This window comes from Methylobacterium segetis, assembly GCF_004348265.1.
Lineage (GTDB): Bacteria > Pseudomonadota > Alphaproteobacteria > Rhizobiales > Beijerinckiaceae > Methylobacterium > Methylobacterium segetis.
The window spans coordinates 1-16,051 of sequence record NZ_SMNT01000026.1 but is presented as its reverse complement, the minus strand read 5'-3'; the positions used below and the strand labels follow the sequence as shown (position 1 = coordinate 16,051).

The following is a 16,051-nucleotide window of genomic DNA, read 5'->3' as shown; positions in this document are numbered from 1 at the left end:
GGTGAACCCTAGGTGCGGGCAACGGGAAGCCGGATCACCTTGCTTTACCTTAGGCGTGCCTCCGGTCTATCGCCTTGGCGAAGATCCGGCGGACGAAGGGGGGCGGTTTGGACGCGGCGGTTCGTGCGCGATTGCTCGCCTCCATGGAAGCCGGGCGCCTCGTGCTCCTCTGCGGCGCCGGCCTGTCGATGGCGCCGCCGAGTTCCCTGCCGTCGGCCTGGACCGTGGCCGCCAGGTGCTACGACCGCTATGTCATGAGCATCGATCCGGCGTGCCCGCAGGAACTGCGCGGCGACCTGGAGTCCCTGGCGGAGATCTTCGCCAAGGAGGACATGCTCGGGTCGGTCTTCATCGACGCTCTCGTGCCCTGGGAGGATTTCGTCCGGCCGCCCAACGTCGGGCACGCCGCGGTGGCGGACTTCCTGATCACGCGCTTGGCCGCCGGTGTCGTGTCGGCGAATTACGACACCCTGATCGAGCGCCGCGCGCAGGAATACGGGTTCGATCTCCTCGCCTCCCTCGACGGCGACGAGGCAAAGGTCCAGGCCCGCAAGCACGCGCCCCTGCTCAAATTTCATGGCTGCTCCGTCCGCGAGCGGCGCGCCACGGTCTGGACGGCCTCACAGCTCACCGAGGACCGGGTGATCGCCGCGCGCATCGAGAAGACTAAGACGTGGATGGCCCACCACCTCCGCGAGAGCGACCTGCTCGTCGTCGGCTTCTGGTCGGATTGGTCCTATCTCAACACCGTTCTCGCCGAGGCATTGACGGGCGTCGCGCCGCTGTCGGTGACGCTGGTCGACCTGGCGCCCGAGGACGTCCTGCAGGCCAAGGCGCCCGAACTCTGGACCCTGGCCAATTCGGAGAACGTCCGGTTCACGCATGTTCAGCGTTCGGGGGCCGAAGTCCTGGACGAACTCCGGAGGGCGTTTTCCCAGGCGTACCTACGCAAGGTCCTGCACGCCGGGCGCGCCGCGTTGGAGAGCGAGCTCGGGGCGGAGTGCGAGGCGGGCTGGCTCGATCCGCCCGACCTGGGCAGCGAGGAACTCTACGACCTTCGACGGGACGCCGAGGGCGTGCCGGCCACCGCCGCGGCGACCTTGCGGAACCCGGGGCCGTCCGAGGTCCTGGGCTACGCGCACCTGTTGCTGCGGCGTGCCGGTGCCAGCCAGACCCCCGTCGGCTATGATCTCGCGGGCCGCCGGATCAGGGTCGTGAACGGTTCGGGCATGCTGCTCCAGACGGTGCAGGACCGGTTCAGGGAGACGCCGTTCGAGGTCGCCGACATCGTGGTCTGCGCCGGAGCCACCGACGTCGGCCTGCCGTTGAACGTCGTTCGGGAAGGGCGACCGGGCGACATAATCCGGCCGAGCGCCTCCGCGGCATGGCTCGACCTTCCCGCCGCCCGCAGGGAGCTCGAAGTTTGATGGACATAGCGACTCAATCCGAGGTGCTCCTCCGGTCGGCAGGCTATGAGACTTGGACCTGGCCGGGCGGCAGCGTGCCGGTCGTCTGCTTCGAGAACGCGGCGGTCGTCGGATTCCTGCACGTCTTCGCGAGCGGCGAGAGCCTGCTCGCCGATTGGCAGCAAATCCAGCAGGCCACGCTCGGCCGGCATGCGGCCTCGTTGCGCTCTGCAGGCACAAAGGCCTGGAACGTTTACGCCTTGTTCCTGGCTTGCGGCTCCGAACCGGCCCTCGCGCGGCAGATCGAGCGGATCGAGGAGGACTTCTCCATGACCCGAAAGATCGCGCGCGGCGACTTGCGCACGGTCGCCGATTTGCGAAGAACGTTGTTGCCCCTCCTGCCGGTTCTCAGCGCACCCGAGATCGGCGGGGCCGATTACCGGGCCCGTCTGCGGGCGCGGTTGAGCGACCTGCCGGACGACGCGGTGGCCGCGTTCCTGGGCGCTGCGAGCGCTTCCGAGGTGGCGCGCATCCTGGTGGATGCGCCATGAGGCTCGACTACCTCGAACTGTGCGGCTTCCGGGGCTTCCTGGAGCGCCAACGGGTGGATTTCGGCACTGGCTTCACCGTGATCTGCGGACGCAACGGCGTCGGGAAGAGCACGCTGTGCGACGCGGTCGAGTTCGCCCTCACCGGCCAAATCGACAAATACCTCGTCGACAAGGCGGCGAAGGAAAGCCTCGACGACTACGTTTGGTGGCGCGGCGAAGGCCACCCGGAGGCGCACTTCGTCACCGTGGGATTTCGCGCCGATGACGGGAGCGGCTTCGCGGTGACGCGCTCGCGCGAGACCGGCGCAGACCGGGACGCGGCACGCATCGAGGCGATGCTCTGCGTTCCGGGCGCGAAGCCCGAGCGGGCCCTCCAGCAGGTCTGCAGGACATCCATCATTCGCGACGAATGGATCGCTGCGCTCAGCCTCGACCTGACGGAAACGCAACGGTTCGAGTTCGTTCGCGGGGCCCTGGGCGCCATCGAGGGTCCGGATTACGCCGCCAAGGCTCGTGAGGCCCTGTCCTCCGCCGAGGCCGTACACAACGCCGCCGCGCAGGCCTATGAGGAGGCGCGCGCACGTCTGACCGCGGCGCTGACCGACTTGGAGCAGATCCGGGACGTCGCCCTGCAGGCCGGGGACGTCGCGGCCGTCCTTGCCACCCTGGACGAGCTTACGCCTGGGGCCGGCCCCGACCTGGGAGCTCGGGTCGCGGCAGCTCGGAAGACGCTGGCCAGGCGCCGGTCGAACCTCGGCGAGATGGGATGGGTCGCCGACGAGGCTCGCGCGGTGGCCGCATTGCGCGACACGGTCGCGCGACACGGCGACAGCGCAGGCCGGGACGCGGTGGCGGTGGCCGAAGCCGAGGTCGCGGTCCAGGAAGCCCGCCGCCAGCTGCAGGCCGCCGAGGCGCGCCTGGACCGGGAACAGGAAAGCGACGGCCTCGCCGCGTCGCTCGCGATCCTGGTCGATCACGGCAGCCGGATCGGCCTGCATGACGACCGTTGCCCGCTATGCCGCGCGCCGCAGGGCGCCCCCGAGTTCGAGACGGGGCTCGCATCCGCGCGCCAGCGCCTCGCCGCCCGGCGGTCGGCAGTGCCGGAGGCGCGAGGCGAGGTCGCGGCGGCCCGAACCCGGGTCGAGGATGCCGGCGAGATCCTGAAGCAGGCCGAGACGGTCGTCCATCGCCTCGCGTCCGCCCAAGCCGAGCTGGAAGCCCGGGAAGAGGCGCTTTCGGCCGAGCTCGTGCGACGTTCCCTGGATGGAGAGCTGGCCTACGACCCAGAGGCCCTGGAGGAGGTGGTGGAGGCCGAACGGAGTCGGTTGATCGACCTGGAACGGAGCATCCTCACCTTGGAAGCTTCGCAGGCGGTGGAACGCGTAACGGAGCTCGAAGCGCGCCTCGAAGCGCTTCGGGCAGAGGCCGACGACGCGAGCGACCGGCTCGCGCGCGCCCACGCTGCGGTGACGACCGCCCGGACGCTGGACCGTACGGTCCGCAGGACGAATGCCGAGATCATCGACGAGCGCCTGGCGGTTATCAGCCCGCTGCTGAACGAGCTGTACCAGCGGCTTCGCCCGCATTCCGAGTGGCGGACCATCGATTACGGCATACGCGGCGACGTCAGGCGTTTCCTGAGCCTGCGGGTCGGCAACGGCTTGAACCCGCAATTCGTGTTCAGCAGCGGGCAGAGGCGTGCGGCCGGGCTGGCCTTCCTCCTCTCCGTTCACCTGTCCCGGCCGTGGTGCAATTGGCGGACGCTCATGCTCGACGACCCGGTCCAGCACATCGATGATTTCCGGGCCTTGCACTTGGTCGAGGTCCTGTCGGCCCTGCAGCGGTCGGGCCGGCAGATCGTCTGTGCCGTCGAGGATCCGTCGTTGGCGGAATTGCTGTGCCGGCGCCTCATGAGCGAGCCCACGGCGCTCGGTCGCCGCCACGACCTGGATCTTGTTCCCGGCGGGGGTGCCTCGGTCACTCGCTCGACGGACATCGCACCAGCCATGGTCGGCGTGCTCAGGAGGGCAAGGGACCTGAGCGCGGCGAGCTGAAACGGCCTTGATTACCGACGGCGTCGGGACTGTGCTCGCCCCGGACCGGTGCTTCGACCCGCGGTCCCCGATTTCGTGACCTCGACGAGGGAAGAGGGCAGGGAGCTCGACGACCGCCTCGCAAACGCTCCCCGCTCTCCGCAGACCCCGTCCGACGTGGGTGGCGCCCTGCCCGTCGAAAGCGGAGAGCATTCCTGCGCGCGGCAATTCCGGGGAGTGGATGCCCGATCAGGCCGCGAAATCGAAAAGGTTTCGTCCCGGCCAGCGGTCCTGGCTCAAGCCCGACACGGGGATCATCATGTCCGCAGAGGGGCGCGCGGTCACGGGCGCCCCTCTGCGGAGGCCATCGGGTTCAAGCACATCCCGGGCGTGAGGACAGGATTCCCTGACAATCGGGACAAGCTCTCTTGAGTGCATACCATTGGCAGGGCCGCAAATCGGGACACGCTTTCCTGATAGTCTGCCTCGGCTGTCCTAGCCGTCCGGCTCGCCTCGTCCCGAGGCGGCTTCCTCGTGCGTGCCGGGCCGCCGTCCAGATCATCGTGGAGCGGCCGATCCGACCACGTGAGGACCGCAGCGACTGTATCGGCGAAGCCAGCCGAGCCGACCGCCAGGACGCCTTCGCGGGCCTGACCGATCTGGGCGCTCGACCGGATGCCCACCCCGGCGTTGGGGGCCGGTGGTATCCTCGCGGCCATTCCGAAAAGAAAGTACGGAAACCCGAAGGGCATGGCCCGGTCCGCAGATCACACTAAGGGTGCGGTCTGGACCCATCGGCCCTATGATCGAGCCGGCATCGGGTTTGATGCCGGCCTCTGTTTCCAAGGGTTGGACCAGGCATCCGCGCCTGGGCATGTCGGGTCTAGGGAGCAGGCGGACCACGTTCCCTACAAATCGAGATAAACTTAAATGAGGCCGCCCCTCGGGGAGTAACAGAAATCAAGACAAATTCTCATGTTAGCTTGCGCCAAGGCGGGTTGTCGGATCTACTGCGGGCTGTGCTGCGCAGACTCGTTTCCGGAACCAGGCTGTAGTACAGCCGCCTCAATCCGAAAAACTGTGCCGGCGTGACGGTGAGACGAGGGCAATCTGTTATCCTCCGAGCCATTGAGGAAGCCGCAGTCGGTCGAGAACGCGGAAACGCGAGGCTGAGCGGACGTGAGGGGCCGTTCGCGAACAAGGTCAAACTTCTCTGTAAGCATGGATCTGTAAGGACAGAGTTCCGTGTGCTTTGGGCCAAGCTCATTTGAGAGCACTCCCTGTGGGGATCCCTCAAATCAGGACAAGCTTTGCCGAGAAATGACACGGCCGGCGGCTGGCCGCCGGCCCCAGCCCTGACGGCACGGCCGCTCGGCGCGCGACTGCGTGACCGCCGCGTTCGCCGTCGTCACGGCGTGCTCCCCCTGCTAGGCAGGTCCGGACGATGCTCCGGAGGAATCATGGACGCGCGACCGCCCCGCCTCACGAGCCTCGCCCACGGGGGCGGCTGCGGCTGCAAGCTCGACCCGGCGATCCTGCGGGGCCTCCTCGCGAACCAGCCCGCGGCCGGCCCCTTCGAGCGTCTCCTCGTCGGCAACGAGACCGCCGACGACGCGGCCGTCTGGGCCCTCGACGACGGCACCTGCCTGATCGCCACCACGGACTTCTTCACGCCGATGGTCGACGACCCGCGCGATTTCGGGCGCATCGCCGCCACGAACGCGATCTCGGACGTCTACGCCATGGGCGGCCGGCCGATCCTGGCGCTCGCCATCCTCGGCATGCCGGTCGGCAAGATCGCGCCGGAGACGGTGGCCGAGATCCTCGCGGGCGGGGCGGGCCTGTGCGCCGAGGCCGGGATCCCGATCGCGGGAGGGCACTCGATCGACGCGCCGGAGCCGATCTACGGCCTCGCCGTGATCGGGCTCGCCCGGCGCGAGCAGGTCCGGCGCAACAGCGGCGCCGTCACCGGTGACGCCCTCGTCCTGACCAAGGGCATCGGCGTCGGCATCTACTCGGCGGCGATCCGGCGGGATGGCCTGCCCGAGGGCGGATATGCCGAGTTCCTGGCCACCACCACGCTCCTCAACAGGATCGGCACGGATCTCGCGGCCGACCCGGACGTCCACGCCATGACCGACGTCACCGGCTTCGGCCTCATCGGTCACGGGCTGGAACTCGCCCGCGGAGCGAGCCTCAAAGTCGTGATCGAGGCCGGGGCGGCGCCCCTGCTCGTCCATGCCGAGAGGCTGGCGCGGGAGGGCCTCGTCACCGGCGCGTCGCACCGCAACTGGGCCGCCTTCGGGGCGGAAGTCGCGCTGCCCGAGGGGCTTCCGGACTGGCGGCGCCACCTCCTCACGGATCCGCAGACCTCGGGTGGGCTCCTCGTCTCCTGCGCGCCGGGGAGCGCCGCGTCGATCCGCGACCGGATCCGGGCGGCGGGCTACCCTGCGGCGGCGATCGTCGGCCGGGTCGAGGCCGGGCCTGCCGGGCTGCGGGTCGAGGCGTAGCGGCATCGTGCCAAAGGCGGGGCTTGCGCAGACCGCCCCGTTTCGCAGGGGCCTGCGGATGTGACAGGATCCGCCCGCCTTCCCCGGAGCTGATTCCGTGCGCCGCCTCCAGATCCTGTGCCTCGTCCTCGTCTGCGCCTCGCCGGCCCGGGCGGCCTTCCCCTGCGAGGAGCTCTGGGGCGAGCGCAACGCCGTCTACGCGGAGGCCGGCTACTGCTTCCGGACGCCGCGGGGCATCGCCGCCTTCGGCAATGCGCAATGCCGCTACGACGACATCCGCGACGTGCCGCTCTCGGCCCGCGACCGGGCGAAGGTGGCCGACATCGTGCGCGAGGAGCGGCGCAACGGCTGCCGGGAGTGAGCCTCAGGGCGGGGCGAGGACGGCCATCGCGGCGAGGAAGCCGTCCTCGTCCTCCAGCGTTCGCAGGTCGAGGCGCAGCGCGCCCTCGCTGACGCGCCCGATCACCGGCGTCGGCAGCCCGCGCAACGTGGCGGCGAGCCCCTTCAGCCACGCACCGGCCTTCCGCTCGCCCGGTGGCGGGCGCAGCACGAGGCAGGCGCTCGGCAACGTCTCGACCGGCAGCGCGCCGGAGCCGATCTGGCTCAGGCAGGGCTCGACCGTGACCGCCGCGCGGTCGCGGAGACGGTCGGAGACGGGTCCTGAGAGCCGCTCGGCCTGCGCCCGGATGTCGGCCGCCTCTCGGGTGAGGAGGCGCAGGGTCGGCAGGCGCTCGCGCAGGCGCTCCGGATGGAGGTAGAGCCGCAGCGTCGCCTCCAGGGCGGCGTAGGTCATCTTGTCGACCCGCAGCGCCCGCTTCAGCGGATTCCGGCGGATGCGGGCGAGGAGGTCCCGGCGCCCCGCGATCAGCCCGCACTGGACGGCGCCGAGGAGCTTGTCGCCGGAGAAGGTGACGCAGCCGGCATGCCGGAGGGCCGCCTGCACGGTGGGTTCCGGCGGCAATCCGTAGGCCGCGAGATCGACGAGGTTGCCGCTGCCGAGGTCGATCGCGAAGGGCACGCCCCGCTCGCCGCAGAGGCGGCCGAGCTCGGGCTCGGAGGCCTCCGCCGTGAAGCCCCGGATCGCGTAGTTGCTCGGATGGACCTTCAGGACGAGGCCGGTGCGTGGGCCGATGGCCTCGTCGTAATCGCTCAGATGCGTGCGGTTCGTGGTGCCGACCTCGCGCAGGCGGCAGCCGGCGCGGGCCATCACGTCGGGCACCCGGAAGGACCCGCCGATCTCGACGAGTTCGCCGCGGGAGACGATGACCTCCCGGCGCATCGCGAGGGCGTTGAGGACGAGGAGCACGGCCGCGGCGTTGTTGTTGACGACGATCGCCGCCTCGGCCCCGGTCAGGCGGCAGACCAGGGCCTCGACATGGCTGTCGCGCTCGCCCCGCTCGCCGCGGTCGAGGTCGAATTCGAGGTTGGCGGCCTGCGTCATGACCGCGGCGACCGCCTGCGCGGCTTCCGGCGGCAGCAACGCCCGGCCGAGATTGGTGTGGAGCACCGTGCCGGTGAGGTTGAAGACCGGGCGCAGCGAGGGCCGGGCCTCCTCGGCGAGGCGCGTCGCCGCCGCGTCGAGGAGCGCGGCCTCGTCGCCGAGGGGGAGGCGGCCCTGGCGGACGGCGTCGAGGACGGCGCGGACCGCGTCCGCGACGGCGCTGCGGCCGTGGGCGGCGATCGGACCGGCGGCGGATTCATGCGCGAGCAGGCGCTCGACGGAAGGGGGGCGCCGGGTGCCGGCCGGGTTCGGGGACATGCGGGAGAGGGCCGTTTTCGGGGCGTAGGGGGACGCGCGACGATGATCGCGTGCGATCATAACTCGGACATCGCGACGTAGATCGCGATCATCGGCGCGGATCGCCGGCGGCGAGGGCTTGCCAGGGCCCGCCATCTCTCCTCAAATGGCACCCGCGCCGCAATGCGACACGGCCGGCACCTCCGCGCGAGGCCGGGCAGGAGGGGAGCCGCCGTGCAGGTGATCCTGATCACGACGCAGAAGGGCGGGGCGGGCAAGAGCACGCTCGCCGCGCATTTCGGGGCGCTCGCCGCCCGCGACGGCCGCACCCTCCTCGTCGATGCCGACCCGCAGGGCTCGCTCTCCTTCTGGCACCGCCAGCGCGCCGCCGAGGCGCCGCAGCTCGTCCAGGCGGACGCGGCCGCGGTCCCGGACACGCTGGAGCGGGCGAAGGCCGAGCGGGCGGAGTGGGTCGTCATCGACAGCCCGCCGCACAACGCGCCCCTGATCTCCTCGCTGATGAGCCGGGCGAGCCTGACGCTGATCCCCGTCCGGCCCGGCCCGTTCGACCTCGACGCCGTCGGCGCGACGCTCGCCATGGCCCGCAGCCTCGGGGCGCGGATCGCCTGCCTGATCAACGCCGCGCCCCCGATGACGCGGCTCGGCCGGCCGACCAGCATCGTCGCCGAGACCCGCACGGTGCTGACCGATCTCGGCGCCCCGGTCCTGCCCGGGCAGGTCTCGCAGCGGGCGAGCCTGTCGCATGCGCTGATCAGCGGCCAGTCGGTCGGCGAGTACGATCCCGGCAGCCGCGCGGCCGAGGAGGTCGGCGCGATGTGGTCGACGGTGGTCGACCTCGTCCGGCCCGCCAAGGCTCGCAGAACCCGAAGGTAGATGGCCCATGGCCCGAAGAAGCCGCCCCTCCCTCACCAGCCTGACGCCGCGCCCGCAGGAACCGCGCCCCGAGGCGCGCCCTCATGAGTCGCGGCCGCAAGAGGCCGATCCGCGGCCGCAAGTGGCCGATCCGCGGCCGCTGCCGCTCTCGACGACGCCGCCGCGGCCCGAACCGGCGCGCGGCGCCTCCGGGGGCCCGAGGCTGATGCAACTCTGGGTGAACGCACCGGGCTTCGCCGAGCTCAGCCGGCTCGCGGAGGAGCGGGGCGTCCCGGTCGAGGCCCTGGGCGTCGAGGCGCTGAACGACCTCCTGATCAAGCACCGCCGCCCGCCCGTGGTGGAGGGGAAGACGGCGCGGCCGGGCGCGGGCGCCGCGCCGGCGGCCTTCGCCCTGGCGCCGTTCCCGGTCTGGCCCGCCACCCCGGCGACGTGGTGGTACGAGACCTTCACCGCGCCGATGCTGGCCGCCTGGACAGGCCGCAAGCCGAAATGAGGCCGGCTCAGCGCCGGCCGCCCACCTCGTCGAGATGGACGAGGAGGTCGGCCGGGTCCTCGTAGACCCGCACCGCGCCCGAGCGCTCCAACTCGTCCGTGCCGTAGCCGCCGGACAGGAGGCCGACGCCGAGCCCTTTGCAGCGGCGGGCCGCCAGCATGTCCCAGATGCTGTCGCCGACGATCACCGAATGGTCGATGCGCACGCCGAGCCGCTCGGCCGCCGCCAGGAACAGGTCCGGATCGGGTTTCGCATATTTCACCCTATCCCGTGTCACCACCGGCACCGCGCCCGGGTCGATCCCGAGGGCGTCGAGGTTGGCCTTGGCCGTCTCCATCCGGCCGCTCGTGGCGATGGCCCAGGGGATGCCCGCCTCGGTGAGGGCGGCGAGCAGCGCCTGCGCGCCCGGCAGCGGCACGATCTGGCCCGAGAGCCCGGCATAGGCCTCGGCGTGGAGGCGGCGCAGCCGGTCGACGCGCTCGGGGCTGATCTCGAGATCCGTCTCGCGCAGGAGCTGGTTGGTGAACAGGCCGCCGCTCATGCCGATCTTGCGGTGGATGCGCCAGACGGACAGGGCGATGCCCTCCGCGTCGAGCGCCTGCTTCCAGGCCAGCACGTGCTGGTACACGCTGTCGACGAGGGTCCCGTCGAGGTCGAACAGGAAGTTGGTCTCGATCCGCATCGGCGCCTCCGGGCTGCCCCCGAGGGAAGATCGGGCCGGAGGCCGACGGGAAAAGGGCCTCGCGCGGACGTGAAGTGCCTGAGACGAGGGAGCGGAGGCGTGCGATGCAGGAAAGGGACGGAACGGACGGAGCGCTGCACGCGCCCGCAACCCTGCGCAACCGCGAGCCGATCCTCGCGGTGCTGGCCCGGATCCTCCCCGCGACCGGGCTCGTGCTGGAAGTGGCGAGCGGCTCGGGCGAGCACGCGGTGCATTTCGCCCGCTTCCTGCCGCACCTCACGATCCAGCCGAGCGATCCGAGCGGGGAGGCGCTCGCCAGCATCGCGGCGCACCGGCGCCTTGCCGGGCTCGCCAACCTGCGCGCGCCCGTGCCCCTCGACGCCGCGAGCGCGGACTGGCCGCTGGCGCGGGCCGACGCGATCCTGGCGATCAACATGATCCACATCGCGCCCTTTTCCGCGGCGGAAGGTCTGATGGCGGGGGCGGAGCGGCTGCTGCCGCCGGGCGCCCCCCTCGTCCTCTACGGCCCCTTCCTGGAGGCGGATATCGAGACGGCCGAGAGCAACCGTGCCTTCGACGCGGACCTGCGCCGCCGCGACCCGGCCTGGGGCCTGCGCGACCGCAATGCGGTGACGGATCTCGCCCGGCAGCACGGCCTGACCCTGGCGGAGCGCGTCGCGATGCCCGCGAACAACCTCACCCTCGTGTTCCGGCGCGCGGGCTGAGGTTCGGGAGACGAGGACGAGCCCAAGAACGCCGCCGCAGCCACGCCCACCTTGCGGGGCAGGCTGCGCTTCCGGTCTCCGACGATCCGGGGCCAGCCCGCGCGGGGGGGATGCCGAGAGGATGCGATGAGGCGGACCCTCGACGCCTACCGGGCGGAGCTGTCCCGGGCCGGCAGACCACGCCTGGACGGCCTCTACCTCGTCGGCTCGGTGGCGCTCGGCGCCTATCAGGCTGGCCACAGCGACATCGACGTCCTGGCCGTTCTCGCCGAGCCGCCCGACGAAGCTGCGATCGCGGGGCTCGCATCTCTCCACCGTGCGATGGCGGAGCGGGGGAAACCCGATCTCGACGCCGTCTACGCCACGCTCGATCGCCTCCGCAGGCCGGAGCAGGACGCGCTGCCGACGCCCTTCGCGGTCGACGGCATCCTCCACACCGATCGGCGCTGCAACGGCCTCAACGCGGTGCTGCGGCAATGCCTCGTCGAGCACGGCCTCGTCCTGTTCGGGACACCGGTCGCGGCGCTCGGCATCGCGGCCGACCGCGATGCGACCGAGCGCTACGTCCGCGACAATCTCGGCACCTACTGGCGGCCCTGGATCGAAGCGGCGGCGGGCACCATCGCCGCGCGGCGGCCGGACGGGGATGTCGACGCGGCGGCCCTGTCCACCGGCGCCCTCGGCGTGGCCCGCATCGCGGCGACGATCGAGACCGGCGCGATCGTCTCGAAGAGCGCGGCCGGCCGTTGGGCGCTCGAGCGCTTCCCCGGCTGGGACGACGTGCTCGCACTGGCGCTCGCCCAGCGCGAGGGCCGCGTCGCGCGCGCCGGCCTCGACGGGGGCGAGCGGGTGCTCGCCTTCATGCGCCTCGTCGTGGACCGCTACGCCGCCCGACTCCGCACCCCGGATGGCCGGCTCCCGCCGCGGGGACGGCGCAGCCGGCGCCAGCCGAGCACCACGCCGGTGAGGGCGACGACGAGGCCGAGCCCGTTCAGCAGCCCTTGCACGAGGTCCCAGGCCGGCCGGTGGCCGATCAGGAGAGGAAAGTCGAGGCGGTGGAGCCCCGCGAACAGCCAGCGGTGGACGCGCCCGCTCCGGTCGAGTCGGTCGAGAAGTTCGCCCGTCCCCGCATCGACGTGGAACCAGGTCGCGGCGGCGTCGTCGAAGACGAGGCGGAGCACGGGCAGGGGCTTCGTGTCGTGGTGGGCGTACCAGTAGGCGTCGTAGGCCGCGAGCCGCTCGACGCGGGCGAGGCTCGCGCCCGGCATCAGGCCCGGCGCGGCCGCGCGGATCGCCGCCTCCTCGACCGGCGGGCTGACGCGGCTGCCGCCCGACGCGTCGAGGGCGAGGAGATGGCTGCCGCCGCCGAGGCCGAGCAAACGCAGGGCCACGGTGTCCGGCCGGGCGGCCTCCCGGATCCCGGCAAGGCCCGGCAGCGGCGCCGCCCCGGCATAGGCCGCCCGCATCTGCGGGTCCGGCGCGGGTCCGGAGAACCAGCGGTTCGGGTTCATCGAGAGCCAGCCGCTGACGACGAAGGTGAGGATCCCCAGGCCCCCCACGATCCCGAACAGGTGGTGCAGGCGGCCGATGCCCCGGTAGGGCGTGGCGGCGCCCGAGGGGTAGCGCCGCCGCGGGCGCAGGCGCCAGATGCCGAGGACGAGCCCGCTCGCGGCGCCGGCAATCCCGATGCCCGAGACCCAGAGCACCACGTCGCGCCACAGGTCGGGGCGGGCGCGCAGCGGCGTCGGGTAGAGCCAGTGCGGCACCGCCCCGAGCCAGTTCCAGAAGCGTTCGCGCGCCCGCGTGTCGAGCACGACGGCGCCGGTGACGGAGGAGACGTAGAGCTCGGTGCCCGCAGCGTCGCCGAGTTCGACCACGTGGAAGGGGCGCAGGGCGTCGTAGCGGCCCGCCACCGTCCACTGGTCGCGCGCGAGGCTGCGCAGGCGAGCCTCGGGGCCGGCTCGGACCAGGGCGAGAGCCGCCCCGGCCGCGACAGGGGGCAGGACCTCGCCGCTGACCGCCGAGACCGCGAGCGGCCGCCCCTCCGCCGTCACGATCCGGTAGACCGGCTCGTCGCCCCGCATCTCCAGGTCGAGGGAGCGGGGCCGGGCCGAGAGCCCCGCGGCCGCCAGCGCGCGCGCCGGCTCGACGCCGAGGCGGTCGAGGGCGAGCGGCCGCAGGCCCGCCAGCCGCTCGGCCTCCGTCAGGCCCGGGAACGGCACGTAGAGCAGGACGAGGCCGGACAGCAGCCAGACCGCGAAGAACAGGCCCGTGCCGATGCCGAGCCAGCGGTGGCCGAGGACGAGCCATCGCTTGACGCGCTTCAAACCCCGCATCGCGTCAGAAGCTCACCGCGTAGGCGACCTCGAAGGAGCGCGGGCGCCCGAGGAGCCAGTTGGTGCCGATGCCGTCGACCGCGTTGCCGCTCACCGCGTAGACCTTGTCGAACAGGTTGTAGACCCGCAGGGAGAGCCGCGAGGCCGGCGTGACCTGATGGTCGAGGCCGAGATTGACCAGCGCGTAATCCGGCCGCCGGGCGGTGTTGCCGAAATCGGAGACCGTATCGCCCACATATTGCACGCCGACCCGCGCCTCCCAGGACGGGGCGAAGGCGTAGTTGAGCCAGAAATTGGCGACGCGCTCGGGCACGTCGACCGGCTGGCGCCCGGCATAGGAGATGACGGCGCCGTTCACCGTCTGGCTGAACGCGTCGTACTGCGCGTGGAGGAGGGCGAGGTTCGCGTCGACCCGCCAGAGGGGCGTGATCTGGAGCGAGACGGCCGCCTCGAACCCTTGGGAGGATTGCTGGCCGACCTGCGTGCTGACGCCCGGCTGTCCCGGCACGGCCGAGATCAGGTTGTCCTTGACGATGCGGTAGCCCGCGAGCGTCCACTCGCCGAGCCCGCCCCAGAACAGGCCCTTGGCCCCGACCTCGACCTGCCGACCCGTGGAGAGCTCGAAATTCGCGAGGCTCTGCGACAGGCTGATCAGGCTGCCGACCGGGTCGGTCGCCGTGGCGTATTGCGCGTAGAGGGCGGTGTCGGGGGTCGGGTTGTAGACGGCGCCGAAGCGGTAGCTGACGGAGCGGAAGTCCCGGTCGAAGGACGTGCCGGCGCGCAGGTCGTCCCGGTGCAGGCTCGGCGCGTCGTAGCGCACGCCCGCCAAGAGCGAGAGCCGGTCCGACAGGATCAGCCGGTCCTCGGCGAAGACCGAGGCTTGGCTCGTGCGGGTCGCGTAGGCGGGCCGCGTGCCCGCGAGGTTGATGAACAGGCCCGGATCGTAGCCCGTCGGCGGCACGCTCGACTCGCCGCCATAGGGCGCGTTGTTCGTGTGGCGGAAGCGGATCGCGTTGACGTCGAAACCCGCCAGGAACTCGTTGCGGAAGCCGAAGACCTCGCCCCGGACGGCGGCGTCGAATCGGTTCCCGACCTGTTCCTGCTGGTGGTAGATCTCGATGTAGTCCGAGCGGTCGATCAGGCCGGTGCCCCGGTTGAAGGCATATTGCTCGACGTCCCGCCAGTGGCGCCGGCTCTGCAGCCGGTAGGCGGTGTTGCGGATCGTGACGTCGGCGCTCGGGCGCCACTCCGCCCGCGCCTGGGTCCAGTTGTCCTGCCAGAGGATCTTGGAATCCCGGATGTTGTAGTTGTTGAAGCGTAAGGATTCGAGGATACGGCCCTCGACGAGCGGCGTGCCCCAGTAGCGGGCCGGCTCCTGGAAGCCGTAATCGTGGCTGACGGTGAGGTCGAGATCGGGCGTCGCCCGCCACGTGAGCGCGCCGGAGACCGCGAGATTGCGGAGATCGCCGTCCGGCGTGATCCAGCCGCCCGCGCGGTTGCCGCTGACGTTCAGCCGGTAGGCCATCGACTCGCCGATCGGCCCGCCCGAATCGACGGCGAGCCGCGCCACCCCGTCCGTGCCGAGGCCCAGCCGCGCCTCGTTCAGGGGCACGAAGACCGGCTTCTTCGACACCACGTTGACGATCCCGCCGATGGCGCCGTCCCCGTAGAGCACCGAGGCCGGGCCGCGCAGCACCTCGATGCGCTCCACGTTCCAGGTGTCGAAGGGGAAGTTGACGGTGCCGGCGCCGACGAAGAGGCGGGTGCCGTCGTAGAGCTGCTGGATCGAGTTCGGGCCGGCGAAGCCCCGGGCCGTGAAGGCGCCGTTGCCGTTGCCGGGCGAGGCGATCGTGGTGATGCCGGTGGCGTTCTGGGTCACCGCCTCGACCACCGTATTCTGGCCGCGCAGGCGCGCCGTCTCGCCCGCGATCACGTCGAGGCTCGCGGGCGTCTCCAGCGGCGTCAGGCCCAGGCGGCTCGCCGAGCGGCTCGGCGCCCGCAGGGCGAGGCCGGCGGGCGCGCCGGAGCCCGCCACCGAGAGCGTGTCCAGGGTGACGGTCTCCTGCGCCTCGGCGCCCTCGGGGCAGCCGGCGAGGCCGGCGGCGGCGAGGAGGAGCCGGCGCGCGAGGCGGGCGCGAGTCCGGCCGGGCGGCCGGGTGGTGAGGGAAAGGGGAGGGGACGGCATGGTCGTGTCGGGTCCGAGGGTCGAGGCACGACCGGATGCCGGGCCGCTCCCCGCCATTGATGCAATGTCATAACATTACAATCAATGCGCCGGCGGATCGGGAGGCGGGAGGCCCGGAGCCGGCGGCCGCGCAATGCGGCGGCCTGGATCTGGGCCGCCGGCTCGACGCCTTCGGCAGATGCGGACGGGGGCGGGGCAGACACGCGGGCGCGCTCGGTGTGGCACGTCACCGCGAACGAGGCCTCGGCCGCCGTCTCCGCACGGGATGGACGGCGCTTCGACACCCGTCAGGACACCCCGCCCGACGCGTTTCGCGTGTGACCACGGCTGACGGCAGGTCTCCTGGCTCACGGGTCGCCGCCCTCGCACCGTCTTCCCGGGCACGACCCAGTGACATGGTGGTGAAGGGCTCGCCGCTGACAGTTGCGGGGGCAGCCGCGGCCTCGGAGCAGGCTCCTCACCGCGTTCCCTTTTGATCCCCGAGGGGAACCGTCAGCA

12 protein-coding genes, 1 pseudogene and 1 riboswitch are annotated in these 16,051 nt (G+C 71.8%); of the genes and pseudogenes, 9 read left to right on the top strand and 4 right to left on the bottom strand.

Annotation, left to right across the window (positions count from 1 at the left end; translation table 11 throughout):
- The first annotated feature begins 107 nt into the window (after positions 1-107).
- The 5 genes from E1J50_RS09055 to E1J50_RS09035 all read left to right on the top strand — a co-directional run bounded on the left by E1J50_RS09055 (position 108) and on the right by E1J50_RS09035 (position 6,861).
- Entirely contained in the window at positions 108-1,427 is a 1,320-nt protein-coding gene (locus E1J50_RS09055) for an SIR2 family protein (protein ID WP_245516499.1), read from the top strand.
- On the top strand, positions 1,427-1,957 hold the full coding sequence (locus E1J50_RS09050; RefSeq protein WP_132252729.1) for a hypothetical protein: 531 nt from the start codon (positions 1,427-1,429) through the stop codon (positions 1,955-1,957). The genes E1J50_RS09055 and E1J50_RS09050 overlap by 1 nt, the downstream gene beginning before the upstream one ends.
- Entirely contained in the window at positions 1,954-4,011 is a 2,058-nt protein-coding gene (locus E1J50_RS09045; RefSeq protein ID WP_132252681.1) for an ATP-binding protein, read from the top strand. Before E1J50_RS09050 ends, E1J50_RS09045 begins: the two co-directional genes overlap by 4 nt.
- Positions 4,012-5,450: 1,439 nt before the next feature.
- Positions 5,451-6,500, top strand: a complete 1,050-nt coding sequence (gene selD / locus E1J50_RS09040) for a selenide, water dikinase SelD (protein ID WP_132252679.1) — start codon at positions 5,451-5,453, stop codon at positions 6,498-6,500.
- Positions 6,501-6,597: 97 nt separating this feature from the next.
- Positions 6,598-6,861 carry a YARHG domain-containing protein gene (locus E1J50_RS09035; protein WP_132252677.1) on the top strand — a complete coding sequence of 88 codons (264 nt, stop codon included), beginning with the start codon at positions 6,598-6,600 and terminating at the stop codon, positions 6,859-6,861.
- Positions 6,862-6,864: 3 nt separating this feature from the next.
- Here E1J50_RS09035 and selA read toward each other — a convergent pair whose 3' ends face one another.
- A complete protein-coding gene (selA, locus tag E1J50_RS09030; protein ID WP_132252675.1) occupies positions 6,865-8,259 on the bottom strand; it encodes an L-seryl-tRNA(Sec) selenium transferase in 1,395 nt (464 codons plus the stop codon).
- 213 nt (positions 8,260-8,472) lie between these two features.
- Between selA and E1J50_RS09025 the strand changes: the two genes are divergently transcribed.
- Both E1J50_RS09025 and E1J50_RS09020 read left to right on the top strand, forming a co-directional pair.
- On the top strand, positions 8,473-9,132 hold the full coding sequence (locus tag E1J50_RS09025; RefSeq protein ID WP_132252673.1) for a ParA family protein: 660 nt from the start codon (positions 8,473-8,475) through the stop codon (positions 9,130-9,132).
- Positions 9,133-9,337: 205 nt separating this feature from the next.
- Positions 9,338-9,625 carry a hypothetical protein gene (locus E1J50_RS09020; RefSeq protein ID WP_132252671.1) on the top strand — a complete coding sequence of 96 codons (288 nt, stop codon included), beginning with the start codon at positions 9,338-9,340 and terminating at the stop codon, positions 9,623-9,625.
- A 7-nt stretch (positions 9,626-9,632) separates the two neighbouring features.
- On the opposite strand, the gene E1J50_RS09015 is transcribed toward E1J50_RS09020, so the two are convergent.
- Entirely contained in the window at positions 9,633-10,307 is a 675-nt protein-coding gene (locus E1J50_RS09015) for an HAD family hydrolase (protein WP_132252668.1), read from the bottom strand.
- 104 nt (positions 10,308-10,411) lie between these two features.
- On the opposite strand from E1J50_RS09015, the gene E1J50_RS09010 reads away from it, so the two are divergent.
- Positions 10,412-11,032, top strand: a complete 621-nt coding sequence (locus E1J50_RS09010; RefSeq protein WP_132252666.1) for a DUF938 domain-containing protein — start codon at positions 10,412-10,414, stop codon at positions 11,030-11,032.
- 126 nt (positions 11,033-11,158) lie between these two features.
- Positions 11,159-11,845: pseudogene (locus E1J50_RS28520) on the top strand (aminoglycoside adenylyltransferase domain-containing protein); the annotation flags it as partial.
- 68 nt (positions 11,846-11,913) lie between these two features.
- Here E1J50_RS28520 and E1J50_RS28015 read toward each other — a convergent pair.
- Positions 11,914-13,368 carry a PepSY domain-containing protein gene (locus E1J50_RS28015; protein ID WP_132252661.1) on the bottom strand — a complete coding sequence of 485 codons (1,455 nt, stop codon included), beginning with the start codon at positions 13,366-13,368 and terminating at the stop codon, positions 11,914-11,916.
- A gap of 4 nt (positions 13,369-13,372) precedes the next feature.
- Positions 13,373-15,553: a TonB-dependent receptor gene (locus tag E1J50_RS08995; protein WP_132252659.1), complete on the bottom strand. Its 2,181-nt coding sequence runs from the start codon at positions 15,551-15,553 to the stop codon at positions 13,373-13,375.
- A gap of 315 nt (positions 15,554-15,868) precedes the next feature.
- A riboswitch (cobalamin riboswitch) is annotated at positions 15,869-16,051 on the bottom strand. This riboswitch is flagged as partial in the annotation.

Bases quoted from the DNA above. Each gene is read 5' to 3' on its own strand.
- E1J50_RS08995 (WP_132252659.1), bottom strand. From the start codon at position 15,553: ATGCCGTCCCCTCCCCTTTCCCTCACCACCCGGCCGCCCGGCCGGACT.
- selD (WP_132252679.1), top strand. From the start codon at position 5,451: ATGGACGCGCGACCGCCCCGCCTCACGAGCCTCGCCCACGGGGGCGGC.
- E1J50_RS09015 (WP_132252668.1), bottom strand. From the start codon at position 10,307: ATGCGGATCGAGACCAACTTCCTGTTCGACCTCGACGGGACCCTCGTC.
- E1J50_RS09045 (WP_132252681.1), top strand. From the start codon at position 1,954: ATGAGGCTCGACTACCTCGAACTGTGCGGCTTCCGGGGCTTCCTGGAG.
- selA (WP_132252675.1), bottom strand. From the start codon at position 8,259: ATGTCCCCGAACCCGGCCGGCACCCGGCGCCCCCCTTCCGTCGAGCGC.
- E1J50_RS09020 (WP_132252671.1), top strand. From the start codon at position 9,338: ATGCAACTCTGGGTGAACGCACCGGGCTTCGCCGAGCTCAGCCGGCTC.
- E1J50_RS09010 (WP_132252666.1), top strand. From the start codon at position 10,412: ATGCAGGAAAGGGACGGAACGGACGGAGCGCTGCACGCGCCCGCAACC.
- E1J50_RS28015 (WP_132252661.1), bottom strand. From the start codon at position 13,368: ATGCGGGGTTTGAAGCGCGTCAAGCGATGGCTCGTCCTCGGCCACCGC.
- E1J50_RS09050 (WP_132252729.1), top strand. From the start codon at position 1,427: ATGGACATAGCGACTCAATCCGAGGTGCTCCTCCGGTCGGCAGGCTAT.